Origin of the sequence: Lactobacillus kimbladii (genome assembly GCF_014323605.1) — a bacterium.
In the GTDB taxonomy this organism is placed as follows: Bacteria; Bacillota; Bacilli; order Lactobacillales; family Lactobacillaceae; genus Lactobacillus; species Lactobacillus kimbladii_B.
The window spans coordinates 1-22,452 of sequence record NZ_SCMB01000003.1 but is presented as its reverse complement, the minus strand read 5'-3'; the positions used below and the strand labels follow the sequence as shown (position 1 = coordinate 22,452).

The following is a 22,452-nucleotide window of genomic DNA, read 5'->3' as shown; positions in this document are numbered from 1 at the left end:
ATAAATAACTCCCTTTAAAAAATCTATTCTTAAATTAAATCATGAAATAATCCGACTGCATAGTTTGCGGCATCAAAATCAGCCAAATCGCTAGCTTTTTCACCCAAACCAACTAATTTCACCGGCAATTTCATCTCATTTCTAATTGCTAAAACGACTCCGCCCTTTGAAGAGCCGTCCAATTTTGTCAATACCAATCCAGTTAATTTGGTAGTCTTATCAAAATCCTTAGCTTGAAGGAGTGCATTTTGACCAGTTGAGCCATCTAAAACTAATAGAGTTTCTGTTGGCTCTTCTGGCGCTTGCTTTTTAATTGTCCGTTCAATTTTTTCCAGCTCATTCATTAAATTCTTTTTATTTTGTAAACGACCAGCAGTATCCACTAATAAATAATCATAATTTTCTTTAAGAGCTTTATCAGTCGCATCATAAACAACTGAAGCAGGATCAGCTTGTTCCTTTCCAGTTACTACTGGAACACCGACTCTTTCGCCCCATTCTGATAATTGTTCAACTGCACCAGCTCTGAAAGTATCTGCTGCTGCTAAAAGAACTGACTTCCCTTCATCTTTAAATCTTTTAGCCAATTTACCAATTGTTGTGGTTTTGCCCGCGCCATTTACACCTACAAAAAGATAAATATTCGGCTTGCCATCTTTATGAGACTTTAATTTTTCATTTTCGGAATTACCACTTTGGTCATAAAGATTAACTAATTTTTCAACAATAACTTTTTTCAAATCATCTCGCGACTTGGCTTTCTGCAATTTTGCTTCATCTCGCAGTTCGTCAGTCAATTCTTCGGCAGTCTCGTAACCGACATCAGATTCAATTAGCAGCTCTTCCAAGTCATCAAAGAAATCTTCGTCAACAGTCCTGAACTGGGCAAAAAAGCGATTTAATCGAGCCCCAAAGCCCTGATTAGTTTTCTCTAGACCTTTTTCATATAATTCAGTTTCATTTTGCTTTCCGTTATCAGTCTCATTCTCAGTTTCTTGCTCTAAAGATTCTTCTTCCTGAAAAGCTGTCGAATTTTCGTTTTCTGATTCATTCTTTTCTGAAGTTTGTTTTTCTTCAGAGGTTATCTCTTCCTTGTTTTCTATCTCCTCAGAAGATTCTTGCTGCTCTTTTTCTGACTGATTCTGCAAGTCATCAGCAGCTTTACTATTATCTTCACCAAATAAAGATTTTTTTATCTTATCAAATAAACCCACTGTTATTTCACCTCATTTTTTAATTCTTTTAATGATACGGACAATACCTGTGATACGCCTGATTCTTGCATGACAACACCATAAAGTTGGTCTGCTTTTTCCATTGTTCCTCTTCTATGTGTTATTACGATAAATTGCGTATGCATGTCATATTCTTCTAAGAAATGTGCAAAGCGTGTGACGTTTGCATCATCAAGTGCTGCCTCCACTTCATCCAGTACACAAAATGGTACCGGTTTAACTTTGAGCATAGCAAAAAGCAATGTAATTGCTGTCAATGCCCTTTCTCCACCTGATAATAAGCTTAGTTTTTGCAACTTTTTACCCGGCGGTTGAGCAATAATTTCAACTCCTGTGTTCAATAAATCTTGAGGATTAGTCAAAACTAATTTGGCATTGCCACCTCCAAAAACCACCGGAAATAATTCAGTAAAACTATGAGCTACCTCTGTAAAAGTTTTACTAAAGCGACTACATACTTCTTGATCAAGTTCTGACATCGATTTTTCTAAATTGTCTCGACCCTTTAACAAATCATTTTGTTGTGCATTAAGGAAGTCGTAACGTTTTTTGACATTTTCATATTCTTCAATTGACTTCAGATTAACTGGACCAATGTCCGCAATAGACATGCGATGCAATTTCACATCCTTTTGAAGTTGTGTCCTATTGGTCTCGTTATTTTCTGTTTTGGCTTGATTCAATGCGGCCTCATATGTTAGTGAATATTCCGTATTCAAATTATCTAAACGTTGATCTATTTGGCTATTCAACTGTGCTATTTTCACAGAAAAATCTTTTTGTTCAGCAGCAGCATCTTTACGAAGTTCATAATTACGACTCGCTACCTGATCAAGCTGGTTAATTTTAGCATCATACTGTCCTAATTTTGAACTTAAAGTATTAAGTTGTTCCTGCAAATTTTTCTTTTTTGCAATCCCCTCTTTATTTTCGCGTTCAAAGTTCATCTTCTTTTCGTCACCAAGCACATCATTTTCATCAAGTTCTTTCAACTTTTGGGACAAAGTATTAATTTGATTTTGATGCTGCTTTGATTCATTCTTTTTATCGGATTTTTGCTTTGAAACGTTCTCCAACTTATTAGCATAAACCGCTATTTGCGGATCAAGTTCGCTTAACTTTTCCTGAACCTCTTGATTCAACTCTGAAAAGTTCTTAATACGTAATTGCAATTCACTAATATCCTGTTTTTGCTGAAGTATTTTCTCCTGCAGTTCTTCCTTCTTTTTTGAAGCCGACTTAATCTTGTTCTTAGTTTCAGCAATTTCCTGGTTGCGTTCTTGCTTTTGTTGTTCAAACAAACTATTCGCAGCCTTTAACCTGTTCACTTCTTTTTCTTGGTTTTGATACGAAAGAGCTGCTTCACCTAATTCTTGTTTAAGATTTTGAAATTTCGATGTCATTTCATTCAACTGCTGAGTTAAAATTTCATTCTTGCTTACAGCATCAGCTAACTGAGATTGTTCATTCTTAATTTTTGCTTTTAAATCATTAATATTTTGTCTTAATTGACTCAGTTCAGCAGTTGTTTGAAGTGGAGAGTTGCTTTTTTGATTGCGCACTCCTCCTGTCATTGAACCACCAGGTGAAATAACATCTCCGTCAAGAGTTACAATACGATAGCGAGAAATTCTCTGTCTTATCTTCATAGCATTGCTTATTGTGTCAACTATTATAGTATTTCCAAGGAGATAATTAATTGCAGGCGCAATATCTTGATTAGGTAAACTTTTAACTATTTCGCTAGCAATACCTTGAAATCCGGAAAAAGAAGAAATTGTATTGATAGTTGAAGTTGGTATTGTATATTCCCTTAATCCATCAAGAGGAAGAAAAGTAGCACGCCCCGCATGGTTTTCCTTTAATTTGTTAATAGCATCCCGAGCATCCAGTTTTGATTTAGTGACTAAATCCTGAACCCCATTCCCTAATGCTGTAGCCATTGCAGCTTCATATTTAACAGGAAAGGTAACTAATTCTCCTACTGCTCCAATTACTCCGGGATAAGCAGATAAATTATTTAAAACGTTCTTGACTCCGTAAAAATAACCTTCATGACGTTTGCGTATATTTTCCAGAGCATCATAACGCGCATTTAATTGACTAAAACGTTGTTTTTTGGTCGACAACGATTCTTGAAGAGATGACAAATTTTTTTGACTTATTTTTTGCTCATTTGTTAAATCTGCTATTTTTTGTCCTTCAATCTGACAGTTTTCTTTAAGTGACTTACCTTCAGATTTAAGTCGTTTAAGCTCAGTAGTTTCATTTCTCAGTTCTTCAACAACATTTTCTGTTTGAAACTGGCTATTATCAGAAAGTTTTTTCAGTTCAGAATGCAAATAAACTATTTCATTATTATTAGAAGTTTGATCTTGCAACAACTGAATATAAGCTGAACGGAGCTGCTCTAATTTTTGGTTTAGCTGTTCAGGATCTTCCTTTAGCTGAGCGCAGAGTTCAGTTCTTTTATCATTTAACTTCTCTTGCTCACTCTTTAAATTCTTTCCCTTTTCAAGCAGATCAATTCTATCATTTTCAATTGCCGATAATTGCTTTTTTAGGTCATTCAATTCAGATTGGTATTCTTTTTTGGTAGCTGCGCTATATTGCTTACTTTGTTCCGCAACTTGCAAATTGGTATTAATTTCAGAAAGCTTTTTAGTTAAAGAAAGTAAATCATTTTGCACCTTATCTCTTTGACTATTTAAAGTTTGATATTCTTTTCTTTTGTTTGCCACAGCTTCTTGGGAATCTTTTACTTCTCGATCCAGCTTCGATAAAAGAGTCTGATTTTCATCAGCCTTTTCCTGTTCTTTTTCTTTTTGATTATCTAAATCCTGAATTTCAAAAGCCAATAAAGTTTTTAGTTCTTGATCCAGACCTTTTTTCTGAAATTGATATTCTTTAGCTAAAGAACTTTGTTCATGAAGAGGTTCAATCCTCTGCTCTAGCTCTTTGACAAGATCGTTGATGCGCACTAAATTATCTGTTGTCTGTTCCAACTGAACTTTTGCTTCTTCTTTTTGTTTCTTAAAATGAAGTACACCAGCTGCTTCTTCAAATAATGAACGTCTTTCTTCCGGGCGTGAATTTAGTATTTGATCTACCCGACCTTGGGAAATAATTGCTAAACTGTCCTGTGAAATTCCAGAATCCAAAAACAGAGCACGCACATCACGTTGTCTGACACTCTTTTTGTTGATTAAATATTCATTATCTCCAGACCTTAAAATCCGTCGAGTTATAACAACTTGATCTTCCTTAAAATTTAGTTCGTGTTTTTTATTGTTAAAAATCAGAGAAACTTCTGCATGATTTGCCGGTTGGCGGAATTCACTTCCGGCAAAAATGACATCTTTCATGTTTGAACCACGCAAGGATTTGGCACTTGATTCGCCCATGACCCATCTGATCGCTTCAGTAATATTACTTTTACCACTACCATTGGGACCAACTATGCCAGTAATACCGGTGTCAAATTTAATTTTTGTTTTTTCGGCAAAGGATTTAAAGCCGTCAATTATCAGTTCTGTTAGTGGCACACACTCATCTCCCTAATTGAGCTTACCTAGAGCAGTTTTTGCAGCTTCTTGTTCAGCGGCTTTTTTATTGTGACCCTGTCCCTTAGACAATACTTTCCCATTAACAACTAGCTGGACAGTAAAACTTGAAGGCAGTTGCTCTTCTTTTAAAACCTCATACTCAATCTTAACCGGTCCATCTTGTTGCAATAATTCTTGTAGGTCTGTTTTATAATCTCTTGATGCATCAAATTTGCCAGCATCAATTAATGGGTATACGGTTAAACTCAAAAAATGCTCAACTGCTTCCATGCCTTGATCAAGAAAAAGCGCTCCATTAAAAGCTTCAAAAACATCTTCTAAAAGAGTTTTGCGAGAACGTGCACCTGCTTTTTCCTCACCATGACCTAGATTAATCTCAGCCGGAAAACCAAATTTCTGGGCAAATTCTGCAAAACCTTCAGTATCAACAATATTTGATCGCATTCTAGTTAATTCACCTTCATTAAGATTTCTAAAATTACGGTAAAGGTAATCAGAAATTGCTAATTCCAGAACTGCATCCCCCAAGAACTCCAGTTTTTCATAATCCCGAGTACCATTTTCAGGATGCTCATTAGCATAAGAAGAATGAGTAAAAGCCTCTTCTAATAAGTTAGGATTATTAAATTTAATTTTGTATTTTGTATCTAATCGTTTTATGAATTTGGTACTAACCATTTTTTCAACTCCTTAACAATCTAAATTATACCAGTTTTTAGCGTTAAAAAAGAAAACTATTGTCCTCAAATGACAATAGTTTTCTAATCTACTTTATTAAATAATTTTATTTAATATAACCGACTTTGTACCATATTGGGTGTCCGTTATTTGTTTCAGAAGGTTTTAATGATAAACCAGTTAATTTATTATTAACCGCTTTAATTTTATATGCATTAAAAACAGGTATGACATAAGCCTGGTCAAACATATACTGTTGCCATTCATGAAATTTTTCAACACGATATTTATGGTTAAATGCTTTAGCAGAGTCAATCTCCTTAATCAATTTATTATTTTCCGGGGTAACAAACCTAGTATAGTTAGCGGGGCCACCTTCACTATACAATCCATTAGGTGATGGTTCCGTAGAAAGACCCCAAGCTCCTAGGAACATGTCTACTTGAGGATTATCGTTTTGAACTTTATCATAAAATGAATTACGTTCTGTCAGCCGACCATTTAAAAGGCCTACATTTAGCCCAATTTTATGCCACTGTTGCAAGTAATTTTGTATAATTGGTCCTTGTGTAGCATCACCCGACATGGCTAAAAAGTTAATTTTTAGAGGTTTACCATTGGGCTGAACGCGCCACTTACCTTTTTTCTTATAACCAGCCTTATCTAAAAGTTCATTAGCCTTTTTTAAGTTATAAGAAAATCCTTTAACATTTTTATTATATACATCACCATATTGCTTTGGAATTAATGTTGGAATTCTGAAACTCAGATTGTTATTATAACGTTTATTGACATCCTCTACATTCATGGCATACCCAATAGCTTGCCTTAGGGCTTTATTATTCATTTTACTATGAGGATTCATAACATTTTTACCTTTTTTGGCATCAAACTTGCCGACCTTAAACCCTAGGTATGAGTAATATAAAGGAATTTCTGCAATAAATCTCACATCTTTAGTATCTTTTACTTGTTTCCACTGAGCATTAATAACTTGAGCAATATCAAACTTATGTGATTTGATTGCTTGAGAAGTAGAATTAGGAGAAACAACTTGATAAATAATTTTATCCAGTTTTGGTTTGCCTTGCCAATAGTATTTGTTTGGTACCCATGTAGCTGACTGTCCACGAACTAGTTTATCTAACTTATAAGGTCCAAAATATATTGGTCTTTTTCTAACTTTATCTGAGGATTCGAGTTTGCTAAAAGGTACATCCTTTAAATAGTGATATGGTGAAGCTGATTCCCAATAATAGTCATTACCACTAAAGGCCATTCCTGGTGTCATATAGGAAAAATGCAATATCATTTTGCGACCATTATCACCGTCTGGCAATTCAATTCCTGAAATTTTTTTAGCTTTGCCCTCATGATATTCTTTCATTCCTTTCAGAACTTCCATTTTAGTAGAATATCTTTGAGCTTTAGTATTTTTATTAGCCAATATTTCATATGGATATGCCATATCCTTGGCAACCACTTGTTTGCCGTCAGACCATTTAACACCCTTTTTGATTGTAATAGTTATAGTTTTGTTTTTTTGATCCAGCTTCATTGTTGCTGGACCTTTATCATTTATTTTGTAATTATCATCTGTATAAAACAAAGATTCTTCGCCTGGCGAAGCAACATCTGCATCAGTCGCGGTTACGCTTAATTCATCAGTAAATATTCCTGTAAAAGGCGTATCTGTTTCAACGGCAACTCTAACAGTTCCTCCTTGCTTTGTTTGCTTTCTTGGCAAAGCATTTGGAAATTTACTTGCTTCCTTCGAACTGTCCTCATTATTACTTTTATTTGCTTTATTACAACCAACCAGAGCCATGGCACATGTAGCTATAATACCGATGGAGCATAAAAAATTTTTTTCTTTCATCATTCTTCTCTCCTTACAAAAGTAAAAACACGATTTAAAACCTAAATCAAATAATAACAAAAAATATTAGAAAAACAAAGACCTTATTAATTATTAATTAAAATTTTATACAAAATACCATTATTTTTTTAGCAAAAATAAAAAATCAAGTTTAAAAAACTTGATTAACTCGACAATTTATCCTGTTAATGACTTATCCATGTGTAACCTATTAACAGGTTTTCTATTGTATTAAAAAGAAGGGCATAGCATGCGCGCGTAGATCACCAATGTCTACAAGATGCTCCAGGCACATTATGATACTTTAGCAGGCATATAAAAAAGTCATTCATGCTAACGAGATATTGGTTGGCAAATACTTCAAACACTGCTCACTTTTAAACATAATCTAAGAGCAGTAATCAGCACTATAATATCGAGTTATTACAACGATTGTTTATGGCCTCAATCGCAAAATCAGACAAATTGAGCTCACAGCGTTTGGCTATGCCAATTTCTCCAATCTGCTAAACAGGATTAGATTCGCAGAAAACAAGGTAAAATAAAAAGAACCAAGCAGTTTATTAGCTGCTTGGTTCTTTTTATTTAATCTTTATCAATAGAATTTGACAAAGAGCCTGTTTTTTTACTTTGGTAAATATATTTTATTTAGTGTAAGCTACTTTGTACCAAAGTGGGTGTCCGTTGTTTTGCTGTGATGCATTTTGTGAATAACCAGTAAGCTTACTGTTGACTGCATCAATTTGGTATGCGTTAAATACAGGAACAACATAAGCTTGATCAAACATATATTTTTGCCATTCGTGGAATTTGTTAACACGGTATTCATGGTTAAATGCCTTTTGAGAGTCCATTTCCTTGATTAACTTCGTGTTTTCAGGTGTTACAAAACGGGAATAATTGGACATTGTACCTTCACCGTACATTTGTTCCTGGGAAGGCTCTGTTGAAAGACCCCAAGCTGCCATGAACATATCAACATCCGGTGAATCGTGTTGCACTTTATCATAAAACGAATTAAATTCCGTCAGTCTTCCACCAACTAATTTAACATTCAAGCCAATCTTATTCCATTGTTCAATATAATTTTGCATTATTGGTTGTTGAATAGAAGTACCAGACATTGCCATGAAGTGAATAGTTAACGGTTTACCATTAGGTTGTACACGCCATTTGCCTTTCTTCTTATAACCAGCTTTATCTAGAATTTGATTTGCTTTTTTTAGGTTGTAAGTATACCCTTTAATGTTTTTATTAAAATAGTCACCAAACTGTGCTGGAATCAAAGTCGGAATCTGGAAACTTAAGCCGTCAGTATAATGCTTGTAGACAGCATCAGTATTCATTGCATAAGCCATAGCTTGACGTAATGATTTATTATTCATTTTTGCATGAGGATTCATTACATTCTTTGATTTTTTATTGTCCCATTTACCAACTTTAAATGCCAAATAACTATAGTATAAAGGAATCTTAGCAACAAATGTCACATCTTTAGTATCCTTAACTTCTTTCCATTGACTATTAGTAACTCTGGTGATATCAAATTTATGATTCTTAATTGCTTGCGAAGCGGAATTTGGTGAAACCACTTGGTAAACTATTTTGTCTAATTTAGGTTGACCGCGCCAATAATACTTATTCGGTACCCAAGTAACTGATTGACCACGAACAATTTTTTCAAGCTTATAAGGACCAAAGAATAACGGCTTTTTTCTCAATTTATCAGATGATTCTAATTTTGCAAAAGGAATATCTTTTAAATAGTGGTAGGGAGCAGCTGATTCCCAAATGTAGCCATTTCCGCTATAATACATACCAGGCTTAAGTTCTTTGCAATGTATAATTGCAACTCTGCCATCCGGACCATCAGGCATTTCAATTCCCGAAATAGTTTTTGCCTTGCCTTCATGATATTCTTTCATACCATTAATAATATTAAATTGGCTGGCATATCTTTGGGAGTTAGTTGCTTTATTAGCAATAATTTCATATGCAAACTCTACGTCTTTTGCCGTAACTTGCTTGCCGTCTGACCATTTAACACCTTTTTTAATAGTAATAGTAGCAGTTTTTGCTTTGCGATCAAGTTTGAGTGTAGCTGGACCCTTATCGTTAATTTTATAGTGATCATCAGTATCAAATAGTGATTCCTGACCTGGACTAGAAACATCAGCGCTTGGTTGATCCATTTGTAATTCTTCATTAAAAACGCCAGTAAATGGTGTATCAGTTACTTCTGCAACCTTAATCGTTCCACCCTTTTTAGCAGTCTTAACGGGTGTTTGAATTGGAAACTTGCTGGCAGTTTTAGCACCTTCATTGCTAGTAGTATTACTTTTTCCGCACGCTACTAAAGTTAATGCAGCTGCAGATAAAGTGCCAACAGCACCCCAAAATTTTCTTGTTCTCATAATACATGTCTCCTTCATGATACAAAGTTAATAGTATTTTGGAATCAAGCTAACAGATAAATGTTAGCATTTATCATTAAAATTGCAAGGATAAATTGGTCACTAACACTATATATACATATAATTTTTAAAAGATAAATTATTTTATCAAAAGAGTATTTTATAATTAAATTTAACTAAAAATCAAAACAAAAAACTAATTGCGTTATTTTCGCAATTAGTTTTTTTTCTAATTAAATATTAACTATTTTTTGTAGCCAACTTCATACCAAAGAGAATTACCATGAGTAGGTTTAAGACTATATCCAGTTAACTTGTTATTAACTGCTGTGATAGCATAACTATTCCTAGTAGGAATAATGAATGCTTGATCAAACATATATTTTTGCCATTCATGGAATTTCTCTACACGATACTTATGATTGAAAGCCTTTTGAGAGTCAAGTGAATTCAATAATTTGGTTTGTTCTGGAGTCACAAAACGTTGATAATTGAATGGTGAACCTTCAGCAAAGAAATCAGCAGGTGATGGTTCTGATGACATACTCCAGCCAGCCATAAACATGTCGACAGATGGATCGTCATTTTTAATCTTATCGAAGAAAGAGTTAGCCTCAGCCAAACGACCACCAACTAAGGAAACATTCAAACCAATTTTATGCCATTGTTGAATGTAGTTTTGAATGATTGGACCTCTAGTGGCATCGCCTCCTGCAGCCAAAAGATGAATTTTAAGCGGCTTACCATTAGGTTGTACACGCCATTTGCCTTTCTTCTTGTAACCAGCTTTGTCAAGCAATTGATTTGCTTTCTTTAAATTGTATGTATAACCCTTTATATCACTATTATGATAATCACCAAACTGTGGTGGAATTAATGTCGTTACATGGAAGGTCAAGCCACCAGTATATTTCTTATATACAGAAGAAATATTCATGGCATATCCAATAGCTTGTCTAAGAGACTTGTTATTCATCTTAGCATTCTTATCCATGACATTCTTGCTGTGCTTTGCATCCCATTTACCAACTTTAAAGCCAAGATAACTATATTGTAGCGGAATTTTAGCGACAAAATTTACACCTTTGGTGTCTTTAACTTGTTTCCATTGTGTGTTAATAACATCAGCTATATCAAACTTATGGCTCTTGATTGCTTGAGAAGTCGAGTTCGAAGAAACAACTTGCGAAACTACTTTATCTAATTTTGGCTTGCCACGCCAGTAGTACTTATTAGGAACCCAAGTTACTGACTGACCTCTTACGACCTTAGAAACTTGATAAGGGCCAAAATAAAGTGGCTTCTTTCTAATTTTATCAGATGAATTTAATTTGCTGAAAGGAACATCCTTTAAATAGTGGTAAGGAGCTACAGCCTCCCAAAAATAGCCGTTACCACTGTTATACATTCCTGGCTTTAATTCCTTAAAGTGTAAAACGGCCGTTCTGCCATTTTCACCGTCAGGCATTTCAAACCCAGAAATTGTTTTAGATTTTCCTTCATGGTACTCTTCAAGTCCCTTTAAAAAAGCCAGTTGACTGGTATATCTTTCAGATTGAGTAGCCTTATTGGCAATAATTTCGTATGCATACTCATAATCTTTAGCAGTTACCTGCTTACCATCTGACCATTTAACACCCTTTTTAATGGTAACAGTCACTGTCTTGTCCTTTTTATTAATTTTCATTGTGGCAGGACCCTTATCATTAATCTGATAAGTATCATTTACATCAAATAATGATTCGGCACCTGGAGCGACAACATCAGAGTCAGTTTTAGTAGTGGACAATTCTTCAGAGAAAATACCGGTGAAGGGTGAATCACTTTCTATAGCTAATTTAACTGTTCCACCTTGTTTAGTTTCCTTTTTAGGTACTTCAATTGGAAACTTACTTGCTTTTTTTGCTTCATTTGTGTTGCCGTTATCTGCACTTTTACCACATGCAACTAACGATAACGCAGCAGCAGTTATGACTCCCACAGAGCCTAATAATTTCTTACTTTTCATAGCCTTTAACTCCTTTATCATAGCAACTTAATGGCTTTTCTCAGAACAAGTTAATAATTTAATATTAACATATTAAATTAGAAAATCAATAGTAAAGTTAATTTAATGTTAATCTTATTCATATATATAAATAGCATTATTTAATAAAAAATTTAGCTCACATAAAATAGCAAAATCTTTCGAATTGCTTATATTTCCTAAATACATACTAGTTGCAAGTAAAATAAGTATAAAAAATCCCGAAACGAATAAATTCATTTCAGGATTTTTATAATTAGTTTTATTTTAAAAGTTTATCAATTCTCTCTTTGTCTAGCATCACCAGCACGTGATAATGCCCTTCCGACATAATTAATACTTAGAGAAATCACTAATAACAAGATTGTGGCAGGAAGCCAAAGCCAAGGTCGACTAACAACATTAACCGGATCATTTGCAAATCCAATTAACGTACCAAGAGAAGGAATAGTCGGCGGCAAGCCGTAGCCAATATACTCAAGCGTAGTTTCGATTCCGATATTGCCTGCTATCATTAAAACTACATCAATAATTACCATGGAAGTAATGTTAGGTAAAACTTCACGAAACATAATTTTTAAATCTGACGAACCTGACGTTTTTGATGCTAATACATAATCACGCTCTCTTTGAGACAATACAAATGCTCTGAAATACCTTGCTGTACTTGTCCAACCAAAAAATGAAATTATTAGCACTAAATTCAGTGGGGTGTAATGAGGTATAACACTAACCAAAACTATTTCAATAGGCATTGCAGGTAAAACTTGAATGAAGTCTACTATTCTCATTATGACGGCATCAATATAACCACCGTAATATCCAGAAATTAATCCGACCAAAAGTCCAACAGATTCACATATTACAGTAACTCCCAAACCAATAAGTATGGAATTACGACTACCCATAATAAGAAGATTAACTATATCACGACCACCATCATCAGTTCCAAGGAAATGACCGGCTGTTCCCCAACTGTAATAAGCATCAATTATATTTGTTTCAGAAACTTTATCGGCATTTAAAAACAGAGATCCTCCGAAAGTCAATAATAGGATCAGAACAATTAATATAAAAGCTGTTAACGCAATTTTATCCTTCACAACTTCTCTTACAATCACTCTGAATCCTGAAGTTGGAGAAGAAACTTTCTCTTTTTTAGCCTTTTTAGTTAAAGTACCTTTTTTATTCTCAGTCATATGTTTCTCCTCTTTACTTTATTCTAATCCTTGGATCAACGATACTCATGATAATATCAGACAATAAATTACCAAGCAACGTTAAAAAGCCAAATATCAATATTAAAGCTGTTAAAGTGGTGTAATCACGCTGACCAATTGAATCCAGGAATAGTTTCCCCATGCCAGGATAACTGAAAACCGATTCTACAATCATGGATCCACTAAGAAGTCCAGTTATTACAGTACCAAAAGAAGAAGCAATTGGTAAAAGGGAGTTACGTAAAATGTGTTTATTGAAAACAACTTTTTCTGGCACACCCTTACTATGGGCTGTACGAACATAATCTTCAACTTTATTATCGACAATTCCTGTCCTCAAATATTGCACGACAGATGTTGTGGTAATCAGTGCAACTAGAGTACCCGGTAATATAATATGGTAAATTTCACTACCCAAAGTACCCCAAAAACCGGATGCATTTGGTGAAATTGAACCTGAGATAGGGAACCAGCCTAAAGTAAAACCAAATAACCAAATTCCTAGTATATAAAAGACAAAGGGAGGAACAGCCAAGGTAATATAATTGAAAATTTGAACAGCTTGATCTTGCCATTCATCTTGGTGACGTCCAGCGCTAATACCCATAGGAATAGCGATAGAATAACTAATAACTGTAGAAAATAAAGATAACCAAAAAGTATTTACAGCGCGGTCAGCAATTAATGAAGTAACAGGTACATGCTGAATATAGCTTGTACCTAAGTCTCCTTTGAAAAGATTACCAACCCACCGAGCATACTGCACAGGTACAGGGTCATATAATCCAGCCGCTCTTTTTAAAGCTTCAATTTGTTTAGGATCAGTATTTGGGTTAATTTGACCTGAAAATGGATCACCTGGCATCATTTTAGCTAAGAAAAAGACTAAAATACTTAAAATAATCAATTGCGGGATCATAATTAAAATTCGTCTTAGGACCGTTTTCCACATGATTATGCCCCCTCCTTTTCATTTATCTTTTCTTCATTCAATTCATCTTTAGGTAAAGCCACTAAATGTTTGCCAGACACTTGTTGCAAGGGAAACACACGACCATCCTTGTCATACCACTTGTCTTGATCATTTTGAAATTCTTGTTCAACTTCTTGACGGTGCTTCTTGTGCTCTTCACGGTGTTCAACATCAACTTGCGGTATAGCGGAAAGCAATCTTTTAGTATAAATGTGCATTGGATGTTTGTAGATGTCTTCCCTTGAACCAATCTCTACCAAGCGGCCACGGTGCATAATAGCTAAGTTTTCAGACATATGCTTAACAACGCCTAAATCGTGAGAAATAAAAAGATAGGCAATGTTATATTGTTGCTGAATATGCTTCATAAAGTTTAAAACTTGCGCTTGCACAGACAAATCCAGAGCACTGGTAGGTTCATCGGCAACAATTAACCGTGGATTAGTTGCAACCGCACGTGCTACACCAATTCTTTGCCTCTGCCCTCCCGAAAACTCATGAGGGTATTTGTAAATTGAATCGCTAGGCATACCAACAATATCTAATAGCTCTTGAACACGCTCACGTTCTTGATCTGTAGTTAAATTTTCAAAATTTCGAATCGGTTCAGCAATGATATCTTCAATTCTTTTTCTTGGATTTAAACTTGACATTGAATCTTGGAAAATCATTTGAACATCTTTATTGTAGTTAAGTTTTCGCCTATTTTTGGCTTTAGTAATATCGACACCCTTATAAAGAATACTGCCACTAGTAACAGGTTCAACACCCACAATTGCCTTGCCAGTAGTAGACTTGCCTGATCCAGACTCACCAATTAAACCATAGGTTTCACCTTCATTAATAGTAATACTAATGTCGTCAACCGCTCTGACATAGTCAGTAATCCTGTTCCAGAAACCTGATCTAATGGGATAATGAACTTTTAAGTTTTTTACTTGAATAATTTCTTTAGCCATAAATTACTCCCCACCTACTTCATCTTGAAAGTGGAACGTCTTCCAGCAAGTACATCTGACCCAGTGACCAGGCTCAACTTCATGCATTACTGGGTCTTCTTCATGCGCACTGGCAGGAATCCATGGAATTCTAGCAGCAAATCTGTCGCCATTTCTAGGCATATCTTGCAATGAAGGAACTGTTCCTTGAATAACGTGCAAATCTTCTTCTTCATCTTCAGATTGAGGCATTGAATTTAACAAGGAGCGAGTGTATGGGTGCAAAGGATGCTCAAAAATAGTTTTTACATCAGCTTTTTCTACTATCTGCCCACCATACATAACTGCAACTTGATCAGCAGTTTCAGCAACTACCCCTAAATCGTGAGTAATCAAAATAATACCAGATTGGGATTGCTTTTGAATATCTTCAAGCAGATCCAAAATTTGAGCTTGAATAGTAACATCCAAAGCGGTAGTAGGCTCATCTGCAATAATAATTTCGGGCTTACATGCAATTGCCATAGCAATCACGACCCTTTGTCTTAATCCCCCTGATAGCTCAAAAGGATACATTCGAAAAGTTTCTTCTGGTTTTGGCATACCTACTTGATTGAATAATTCAATCACACGATTATAACGCTCTTTTTCATTCATATCTGTATGATAATAAAGCGTTTCAGCTACCTGATCGCCAACACGCATCAGCGGATTTAAACTAGCCAATGGATCCTGAAAGATCATGCCAATTTTGTCTCCACGTATTTTGTTAAACAAGTTTTCATTTAATCCAACTAAATTTAACTCATTATATAGAATATCCCCAGTTACTTTCGTATTTTTATGGTCGTACAAGCCGATAATACTCGATGCAATTGTACTCTTACCACAACCAGATTCACCTACGATGGACAAAATTTCGTTCCGCTTCAACGTTAAATTAATATCATCTGCAGCATCATAAAACTTTCCATTTAAACGATATGCAGTATGCAAATGCTGGATATCTAGCAAGAGATCACTTTGTTTTTCCAAAGGTCATTTCCCCTCTCAAATCTTCAATGAATTTATTAAAGATATTTAATAAATTTATTTAATTTCTAATTATAACCGTGAAACATTTTGTATGCAAATTAATAATGAATATTTTTTAGTTATTTTTGGTGATCTGCAACATAATTAACTGCATCACCAACTGTTTTAATTTTTTCTGCATCTTCATCAGAAATCTCGGCGCCGAATTCATCTTCTAGTTGTAAAATGAATTCCACTAAGTCAATGGAATCAGCGTCCAAATCACTTTTGAAATTAGTCTCATCAGTTATCTTTTCTTTTTCAACTTCAAAATTATCTGCTAATATATCTCGAATTTTAGTAAAAATTTCTTCTTTACCCATGTTTTTACTCCTTATTTTCAGCTGCAAATTCTGCTTTAAAATTATCAATTATTTTTTCCTGTAATATTCTATCAATTTGTTTAATTGTAAAATAAACAGCACGTTGACCAGAGCGGCCATGTGTTTTAACTACTGGAGCATTAACCCCGAGTAAAACTGCGCCACCGTATTTGTCGACATCAAATTTTGAAACTAATCCTTTTAATGCTTTTTTGATCATTAATGCACCTAATTTAACAAAAGGTCCGTTATCAAGCAAGCTTTCCTTCAAAAGGTGTATCAAAACCCCTGAAGTTCCTTCAATATTTTTTAGAACCGCATTGCCAGTAAACCCATCTGTTGCAATCACATCAGCTTTGCCATCTAATAACTCATTACCTTCGATATTCCCTATAAAATTAAGTTTGCTTTCCAATAACAGCTGGTAAGCTTTTTGATGAACATCATCACCTTTATCACTTTCAGATCCATTATTAAGCAGACCAATACGCGGATTTTTGACTCCCCGCACTTTTTCTGCATAATACGAAGCCATTTTAGCCCAGGCTAGCAGGTATTCTGGTTTACTTTTAGCATTGGCACCCACATCAATCATATTGAATCCATCATCGGAATTTTTTACAGGCAATGTTGGCATGAATCCCGGTCGAGCCACACCTTTAATTCGTCCTATTATAAATATGCCACAAGCTAAAATAGCTCCGGTATTACCTAATGAAAAAAGTGCATCAGCTTTGCCCTGCTTCACAAATTGTGCTGCCACGACAAGTGACGAATCTTTTTTTGATCTAATTGCCTTAACTGGCTCATCTTCATCTAAAATAATTTCAGAAGTATTGACTACTTGTGTGCGACTGCTATCACTTCCCAATAATTCTTTTATTTTTTTTTGATCGCCAAAAAAAATGAATTTTGTTTCAGGTAAGTCCTTTTTGGCCCGTAATACTGCTTTTATAATTGCTTCAGGGGCATTTTCACCGCCCATAGCGTCAATAGCAATAGTTCTCATTATATCCTCAACCTTTACTATGTTCTCTTTTGCTGTAATTGTTTATATTCTATCACTTGTTTTAAAGTTTTATTTTCTGATTTTTGCAAGAGAGGATCAAGTTTAATTAATTTTCTAGCCTCTTTTTGTGCTACTACCATAGTATCGTAGTTATTAACTACATCACCAACTTGAAATTCAGGAAGACCAGATTGAGCTTTACCAAAAATATCTCCTTCTCCCCGCATCTTTAAATCTTCTTCAGCCAATTTAAATCCGTCTGTTGTTGATGCCACTATTTTCATACGAGCTTTACCTGCCTGTGTGTTAGGATCAGCCAAAAAAATGCAATAACTTTGGGTTTTACCTCTCCCTATTCGCCCTCTTAATTGGTGAAGCTGACTAATTCCAAAACGATCAGCATTATAGATAACCATCATATTAGCGTTTGCCACGTCAACACCAACTTCAATCACACTGGTAGCAACTAAAATATTAATTTCTCCAGCTGCAAATTCGGACATAATTTCATCTTTTTTATTACCAGGCATTTGACCGTGAAGTAATACTACTTTTTCATCAGGGAAATCTTTACTGAGTTTATCATAAAGCTGTTCTGCATTTTTTAAATCTAATGCTTCTGATTCTGTGATCAAGGGTGTTACAGCATATACCTGAAATCCCTTCTTTAATTGCTCGCGCATTAGCTGATAAACCTGATCCATTTGGGTGCTCGTTTTCCATGAAGAAATTACTTTTTTTCTTCCTGCTGGGAGATGTCGTATTTCAGATATAGACATGTTGCCATAAACCGTTAATGCCAGAGTTCTGGGAATCGGGGTAGCAGTCATAGAAAGAACATCAGGCAAATTTCCTTTATTAATTAAAGATTGCCGCTGATTAACACCGAACCGGTGCTGTTCATCGATAATTACTAATCCTAATTTTTTAAAAATTACGTTTGATTGAATTAAAGCATGCGTACCTATCACAACATTAATTGTACCATCGGTCAATTCTGTATAAATTTCTTTTCGTTCCAAAGCTTTCGTAGAACCTGTTAACAGCGCACATCTTACACCTAGAGGCCTTAGCAATTCATCAATCTTTTTAAAATGCTGAGTCGCTAATATCTCTGTAGGAACCATCAGTGCAGCTTGAAAGCCAGCAGTTACAGCCGCAAAAATTGCATATACCGCAACAATAGTCTTGCCTGAACCCACATCACCTTGTAAAAGACGCTGCATTTGTCTGGATGATAACATGTCTGCAAAAATTTCGTTGATAACCTGCTTTTGATCCGTGGACAATTCAAACGGCAAAGATTTAGTCAATTTAGCAACTTCATTCAGGTCATATTTTTTGGGAATCCCCTTGTTTTGTGGATTGACTTCAGTTAACTGAGCTAGTTCAGTTTGAAAAATAAAGAATTCTCTAAAAATGGCACTTCTTTTTGCAATCTGGGACTCATTAAAATTTTGCGGGTGATGCATTTTTTGTACAATATTTTTTTCAGGAAGCAAACGATATTTCCGTCGAATATCCACTGGAACAACGTCATCAACAGCCGGCAAATATTCATCTAAAGCAATATTAATGAAATCAATTAATTTTTTTTGCCTTAAATGCCGGTTAACTGAGTAAATTGGAGCCATGCCACTATCATTTTCTTTAGCTGCAATAAATTTAAAACCCGCTAAACTTTGTCTTGAGATATTGTATTTGCCATAAACTGCAACTTCTTTACCTACCTCAATTTTTTCTTTCAACCAAGGTTGATTAAAAAAATTGACCATGACTACATCATGGTCAATTCTCAATTTAAAATTAAGTCTGCTCTTTTTGTAGCCAAATCTGCTTACAAAGGCTTCAGTGGCCACAACTCCCTTTAGCATTACCTTTTGACCATCCATGATCTGGTCAAGTGGAATCGTTTGAAGTTCATCATAGCGAAATGGAAAATAATATAACAAATCATAAATACTATAAATTCCCAGACTACCAAGTGCTGCAGCAGTTTTGGTTCCAACTCCTTTTAAATCAGTAACAGGTGCAAATAATTCCTTTGCATACATAATTATTCAACAGAAATCAGAAAATTATATACAGGTTGTCCGCCATCATGAAGTTCAAATTCAAGATCATCATGCTTCTCTTTAACAGCATCTATCAGTTTCTGAGCCTCTTTCTTGTTAGAATCTCGTCCAAACATCACAGTAACGATTTCGGAATCTTCATCCAACATTTTTTCAATCATTGAAGAGGCTGCAGTAATTATGTCAGTTTCAGCCACTTTAATTTCTCCATCAATAATCCCTAAATAATCGTCTTGATGGATCTCAACCTCATTAATTTTGGTATCACGATTTGCTTTAGTAACTTCGCCAGAAACAACAGTATCAAGAGCGTCAGTCATGTTTGCAACATTGTCATCAAGAGAATCGTCTGGATCAAATGAAAGCATGGCTGTCAAGCCTTGTGAAATGGTTTTAGTAGGGACAATGCCGACTGGGATGTCGCTCACCTCAGCTGCTTGCTTGGCTGCCATAATAATGTTGCCATTATTCGGCATCACAATTGCTTTTTTAGCACCTGATTTTTTGATTGAATCAATAATGTCTTGTGTTGAAGGGTTCATTGTTTGACCGCCAGAAATAATGCGGTTAACGCCTTCACTTTCAAAAAGTTTGCGAATTCCGTTACCAGAAGCAACAGCTATTACGGCAAAATCAACATTTTCCTGATTTTCTTCACTGTTATTTACTATTGTTTCGTGTTGAATCCGCATATTGTCAATTTTAATTTTTCCCAATTGGCCAAATTGGCTGCCGTACGCAAAAATAGCTCCAGGGTGTTCAGTATGAACATGAACTTTTGCCACTTCTTCATCTGAAACTGCCAAAAGTGAATCACCTAACTGAGATAAATGCTCCCTAAATTCATCTAAATTAAAAGTTTTCTTATTAGGAACATCAGCAGTTAAATCAACCATGATTTCGGTACAGTAGCCATTAGTAATATCCTGAGTAGAAAGTTGTGATTGTACAGATTGATGATGCATGGCATTTATCATTTCATCCATTTCACCTTCATCAGGTTGGTACCGGTCAGCAAATTCTTCACCTAAAAGACCTTCTAGAAATCCTTCATATATAAAGAGCAAGCCTTGGCCTCCTGAATCAACTACACCAACTTGCTTTAAAACAGGTAATAAGTCAGGAGTTGTCTTTAACGCTTTTTTAGCACCTTCAACAATCGCCTTCATAACTTCTTCAACATCATCGGTTTCATTGGCCTTATTGGCACCTTCTTGTGCACCAATCCGAGCAACAGTCAAAATAGTTCCTTCAACTGGCTTCATTACGGCTTTATAAGCTGTTGCAACCCCATTTGAAAAAGCATTGGCCAACTCTTGTGCATTAAGAGTTTTCATGCCTTGAGTTGCCTTATAAACTCCTCTAAAGAGCTGAGAAGAGATTACCCCACTATTACCACGAGCACCCATCAACATTCCTTTAGCAAGGCTTTCTGTCAAATCACCCACACTATTACTAGTATTTTTGGCAACAGCTTTAGCGCCACTTTCAATAGTTAAATTCATATTTGTTCCAGTGTCTCCATCAGGAACAGGGAAAACGTTCAAAGAGTTAATAAACTCTGCGTTGCGACCAAGTCTGTGCGTAGCGACGCGAACCATATCTCTAAATTTTTTACTGTCTATTTCCTTTAAAACCAATATTTCTACCCTCCGCTTGAGTTATTCATCAAGCACTTTAACACTTTGAACGATGACATTAACAGCTTTAGTTTCAATTCCAAGTTGATTTTTCAAATTGAATTTAACACTATCTTGTACGTTGCGACTTACTTCAGATATTTTTAAACCATAGCCGACTATTATATAAACATCAACCGTAATCTTATTATCCTCAGACTTAACAACAACACCGCGCTTATAATTTGCTCGATTCAATATTCCATCGAAGCCATCACGGATAGCATTTTTTGAAGCCATGCCGACAACACCGTAGTTAGATGTAGCTGCGCTACCAACAACAGTTGCAATCACTCCATTTGAAATATCAATCAAACCGTTTTTTGTTTTGATTTTTACAGCCATGTTTACCTCCGTATCATTGTTCTCATATTATGAATCTATTTTATCATAGTAATCAAGTTTAAATGCAAAAATCCCTTCTTAAAAAATACTTTTGCAGTTGCAATGTTCTTAAACTTATGCTATCTTAATTTAGTATGAAAACACAATAAAGGAGGTTTAGCAAATGGCAAAAGATTATATCACTGGCAAAAAGACCACTTTTGGTAATACACGTTCACACGCACTGAATTCATCACGTCGTGCGTGGAAGCCAAACCTTCAAAAAGTTCGTATTCTTGTCGATGGCAAGCCAAAGCGTGTATGGGTTTCAACTAAGACATTAAAATCTGGTAAAGTTACCCGTGCCTAGCGTAAAATAAAAAAGTTTTTAAAGCAGAAGTTTTCTTCTGCTTTTTTATTTCCCAAAATCTGTTTAAAAGTTTATGTTTAAATAGAGATATTCTTATTGCTCTTTCAATTAATTTTCAAGTCAAAAAAAGACAAGTTATAGTCTGTAGTTTTACTTGAAGGTATTGTTTTTAGCTAACCTCATTGGCAAATCTTTCATTTCAATTTTTTATATATTCTGCTATTAATAAAAGATGATGTTGCCGATACACTTCTCATTGCAACAATTTACTTATATAAAATTTGGTAATTTTAAGTTTTATCAAACATAACAAAGGCAGTATCTCCACCAATGTAAATCTTTTTTTACTCATCAAAAAGGATACAAATCATACCAATCTTTCAATTTTTTTAATTATATAATTTGTTTTGGAGCTTGCCACTATTAGTGGAAATCATAGCAGCAAGATAATTGAGGAGATATACCAAAAATATTTATTAACTTATAACAACTTGTTCCAAGAGATATAAAAAAACAGCAGTGAATGAAGTTAACCCCCGGAATTGAAGTGCTCCATAATAGTTAGACATTAATCTGACTATTAGGAGCACTTTTTTCATGACTAAATATTCAACTACTTTGAAAATGGAAATTTGCAGTAAATACTTATCCCACCAAACCTCTTTAGCT

The 22,452-nt window shown here is 35.0% G+C and carries 17 protein-coding genes and 1 pseudogene; 2 read left to right on the top strand and 16 right to left on the bottom strand.

The window, feature by feature from the left end; translation table 11 throughout:
- Positions 1–29: 29 nt before the first annotated feature.
- The 4 genes from ftsY to ERK18_RS05245 form a co-directional block, all read right to left on the bottom strand.
- Positions 30–1,214 carry a signal recognition particle-docking protein FtsY gene (gene ftsY, locus ERK18_RS05260; protein WP_187154590.1) on the bottom strand — a complete coding sequence of 395 codons (1,185 nt, stop codon included), beginning with the start codon at positions 1,212–1,214 and terminating at the stop codon, positions 30–32.
- Between the two features lie 2 nt (positions 1,215–1,216).
- Complete coding sequence (gene smc, locus ERK18_RS05255; protein WP_187154589.1) at positions 1,217–4,780, bottom strand: chromosome segregation protein SMC; 3,564 nt, start codon at positions 4,778–4,780, stop codon at positions 1,217–1,219.
- Between the two features lie 12 nt (positions 4,781–4,792).
- Positions 4,793–5,479, bottom strand: coding sequence for a ribonuclease III (gene rnc / locus ERK18_RS05250; RefSeq protein ID WP_187154588.1), 687 nt, complete (start codon positions 5,477–5,479; stop codon positions 4,793–4,795).
- 106 nt (positions 5,480–5,585) lie between these two features.
- Positions 5,586–7,358 (bottom strand): oligopeptide ABC transporter substrate-binding protein, encoded by a 1,773-nt coding sequence (locus tag ERK18_RS05245; RefSeq protein WP_187154762.1) that lies wholly within the window; start codon positions 7,356–7,358, stop codon positions 5,586–5,588.
- 343 nt (positions 7,359–7,701) lie between these two features.
- Between ERK18_RS05245 and ERK18_RS09505 the strand changes: the two are divergent.
- Positions 7,702–7,903: pseudogene (locus tag ERK18_RS09505) on the top strand (transposase); the annotation flags it as partial.
- A 99-nt stretch (positions 7,904–8,002) separates the two neighbouring features.
- On the opposite strand, the gene ERK18_RS05240 reads toward ERK18_RS09505, so the two are convergent.
- The 11 genes from ERK18_RS05240 to ERK18_RS05190 all read right to left on the bottom strand — a co-directional run bounded on the left by ERK18_RS05240 (position 8,003) and on the right by ERK18_RS05190 (position 21,434).
- A complete protein-coding gene (locus ERK18_RS05240; RefSeq protein WP_187154587.1) occupies positions 8,003–9,772 on the bottom strand; it encodes an oligopeptide ABC transporter substrate-binding protein in 1,770 nt (589 codons plus the stop codon).
- Positions 9,773–10,016: 244 nt separating this feature from the next.
- Positions 10,017–11,780 (bottom strand): oligopeptide ABC transporter substrate-binding protein, encoded by a 1,764-nt coding sequence (locus ERK18_RS05235; RefSeq protein WP_109586425.1) that lies wholly within the window; start codon positions 11,778–11,780, stop codon positions 10,017–10,019.
- A 296-nt stretch (positions 11,781–12,076) separates the two neighbouring features.
- Positions 12,077–12,997 (bottom strand): ABC transporter permease, encoded by a 921-nt coding sequence (locus ERK18_RS05230; RefSeq protein WP_187154586.1) that lies wholly within the window; start codon positions 12,995–12,997, stop codon positions 12,077–12,079.
- A 13-nt stretch (positions 12,998–13,010) separates the two neighbouring features.
- Positions 13,011–13,970 carry an oligopeptide ABC transporter permease gene (opp4B, locus tag ERK18_RS05225; protein ID WP_187154585.1) on the bottom strand — a complete coding sequence of 320 codons (960 nt, stop codon included), beginning with the start codon at positions 13,968–13,970 and terminating at the stop codon, positions 13,011–13,013.
- Positions 13,971–13,972: 2 nt separating this feature from the next.
- On the bottom strand, positions 13,973–14,950 hold the full coding sequence (locus ERK18_RS05220) for an ATP-binding cassette domain-containing protein (RefSeq protein ID WP_187154584.1): 978 nt from the start codon (positions 14,948–14,950) through the stop codon (positions 13,973–13,975).
- A 3-nt stretch (positions 14,951–14,953) separates the two neighbouring features.
- Positions 14,954–15,964: an ABC transporter ATP-binding protein gene (locus ERK18_RS05215; protein ID WP_187154583.1), complete on the bottom strand. Its 1,011-nt coding sequence runs from the start codon at positions 15,962–15,964 to the stop codon at positions 14,954–14,956.
- Positions 15,965–16,083: 119 nt separating this feature from the next.
- Positions 16,084–16,326, bottom strand: a complete 243-nt coding sequence (gene acpP, locus ERK18_RS05210; protein ID WP_109586427.1) for an acyl carrier protein — start codon at positions 16,324–16,326, stop codon at positions 16,084–16,086.
- Positions 16,327–16,330: 4 nt separating this feature from the next.
- On the bottom strand, positions 16,331–17,335 hold the full coding sequence (plsX, locus tag ERK18_RS05205; protein WP_187154582.1) for a phosphate acyltransferase PlsX: 1,005 nt from the start codon (positions 17,333–17,335) through the stop codon (positions 16,331–16,333).
- Positions 17,336–17,352: 17 nt separating this feature from the next.
- Positions 17,353–19,389 (bottom strand): ATP-dependent DNA helicase RecG, encoded by a 2,037-nt coding sequence (gene recG / locus ERK18_RS05200; RefSeq protein ID WP_187154581.1) that lies wholly within the window; start codon positions 19,387–19,389, stop codon positions 17,353–17,355.
- A 2-nt stretch (positions 19,390–19,391) separates the two neighbouring features.
- Positions 19,392–21,050, bottom strand: a complete 1,659-nt coding sequence (locus tag ERK18_RS05195; RefSeq protein ID WP_187154580.1) for a DAK2 domain-containing protein — start codon at positions 21,048–21,050, stop codon at positions 19,392–19,394.
- Between the two features lie 21 nt (positions 21,051–21,071).
- On the bottom strand, positions 21,072–21,434 hold the full coding sequence (locus ERK18_RS05190; RefSeq protein ID WP_034981534.1) for an Asp23/Gls24 family envelope stress response protein: 363 nt from the start codon (positions 21,432–21,434) through the stop codon (positions 21,072–21,074).
- Between the two features lie 163 nt (positions 21,435–21,597).
- On the opposite strand from ERK18_RS05190, the gene rpmB reads away from it, so the two are divergent.
- Positions 21,598–21,783: a 50S ribosomal protein L28 gene (gene rpmB, locus ERK18_RS05185; RefSeq protein WP_034981532.1), complete on the top strand. Its 186-nt coding sequence runs from the start codon at positions 21,598–21,600 to the stop codon at positions 21,781–21,783.
- Positions 21,784–22,259: 476 nt separating this feature from the next.
- Here rpmB and ERK18_RS09410 read toward each other — a convergent pair.
- On the bottom strand, positions 22,260–22,452 hold a 193-nt coding region (locus ERK18_RS09410; RefSeq protein WP_222710111.1), incomplete at its 5' end, for a hypothetical protein.

What these genes read in the sequence shown, in the direction of transcription:
- ERK18_RS05240 (WP_187154587.1), bottom strand. Translation starts at nt 9,772, where the DNA reads ATGAGAACAAGAAAATTTTGGGGTGCTGTTGGCACTTTATCTGCAGCT.
- rnc (WP_187154588.1), bottom strand. Translation starts at nt 5,479, where the DNA reads ATGGTTAGTACCAAATTCATAAAACGATTAGATACAAAATACAAAATT.
- opp4B (WP_187154585.1), bottom strand. Translation starts at nt 13,970, where the DNA reads ATGTGGAAAACGGTCCTAAGACGAATTTTAATTATGATCCCGCAATTG.
- rpmB (WP_034981532.1), top strand. Translation starts at nt 21,598, where the DNA reads ATGGCAAAAGATTATATCACTGGCAAAAAGACCACTTTTGGTAATACA.
- ERK18_RS05220 (WP_187154584.1), bottom strand. Translation starts at nt 14,950, where the DNA reads ATGGCTAAAGAAATTATTCAAGTAAAAAACTTAAAAGTTCATTATCCC.
- acpP (WP_109586427.1), bottom strand. Translation starts at nt 16,326, where the DNA reads ATGGGTAAAGAAGAAATTTTTACTAAAATTCGAGATATATTAGCAGAT.
- recG (WP_187154581.1), bottom strand. Translation starts at nt 19,389, where the DNA reads ATGTATGCAAAGGAATTATTTGCACCTGTTACTGATTTAAAAGGAGTT.
- ERK18_RS05235 (WP_109586425.1), bottom strand. Translation starts at nt 11,780, where the DNA reads ATGAAAAGTAAGAAATTATTAGGCTCTGTGGGAGTCATAACTGCTGCT.
- ERK18_RS05245 (WP_187154762.1), bottom strand. Translation starts at nt 7,358, where the DNA reads ATGAAAGAAAAAAATTTTTTATGCTCCATCGGTATTATAGCTACATGT.
- ERK18_RS05230 (WP_187154586.1), bottom strand. Translation starts at nt 12,997, where the DNA reads ATGACTGAGAATAAAAAAGGTACTTTAACTAAAAAGGCTAAAAAAGAG.
- plsX (WP_187154582.1), bottom strand. Translation starts at nt 17,335, where the DNA reads ATGAGAACTATTGCTATTGACGCTATGGGCGGTGAAAATGCCCCTGAA.
- ERK18_RS05190 (WP_034981534.1), bottom strand. Translation starts at nt 21,434, where the DNA reads ATGGCTGTAAAAATCAAAACAAAAAACGGTTTGATTGATATTTCAAAT.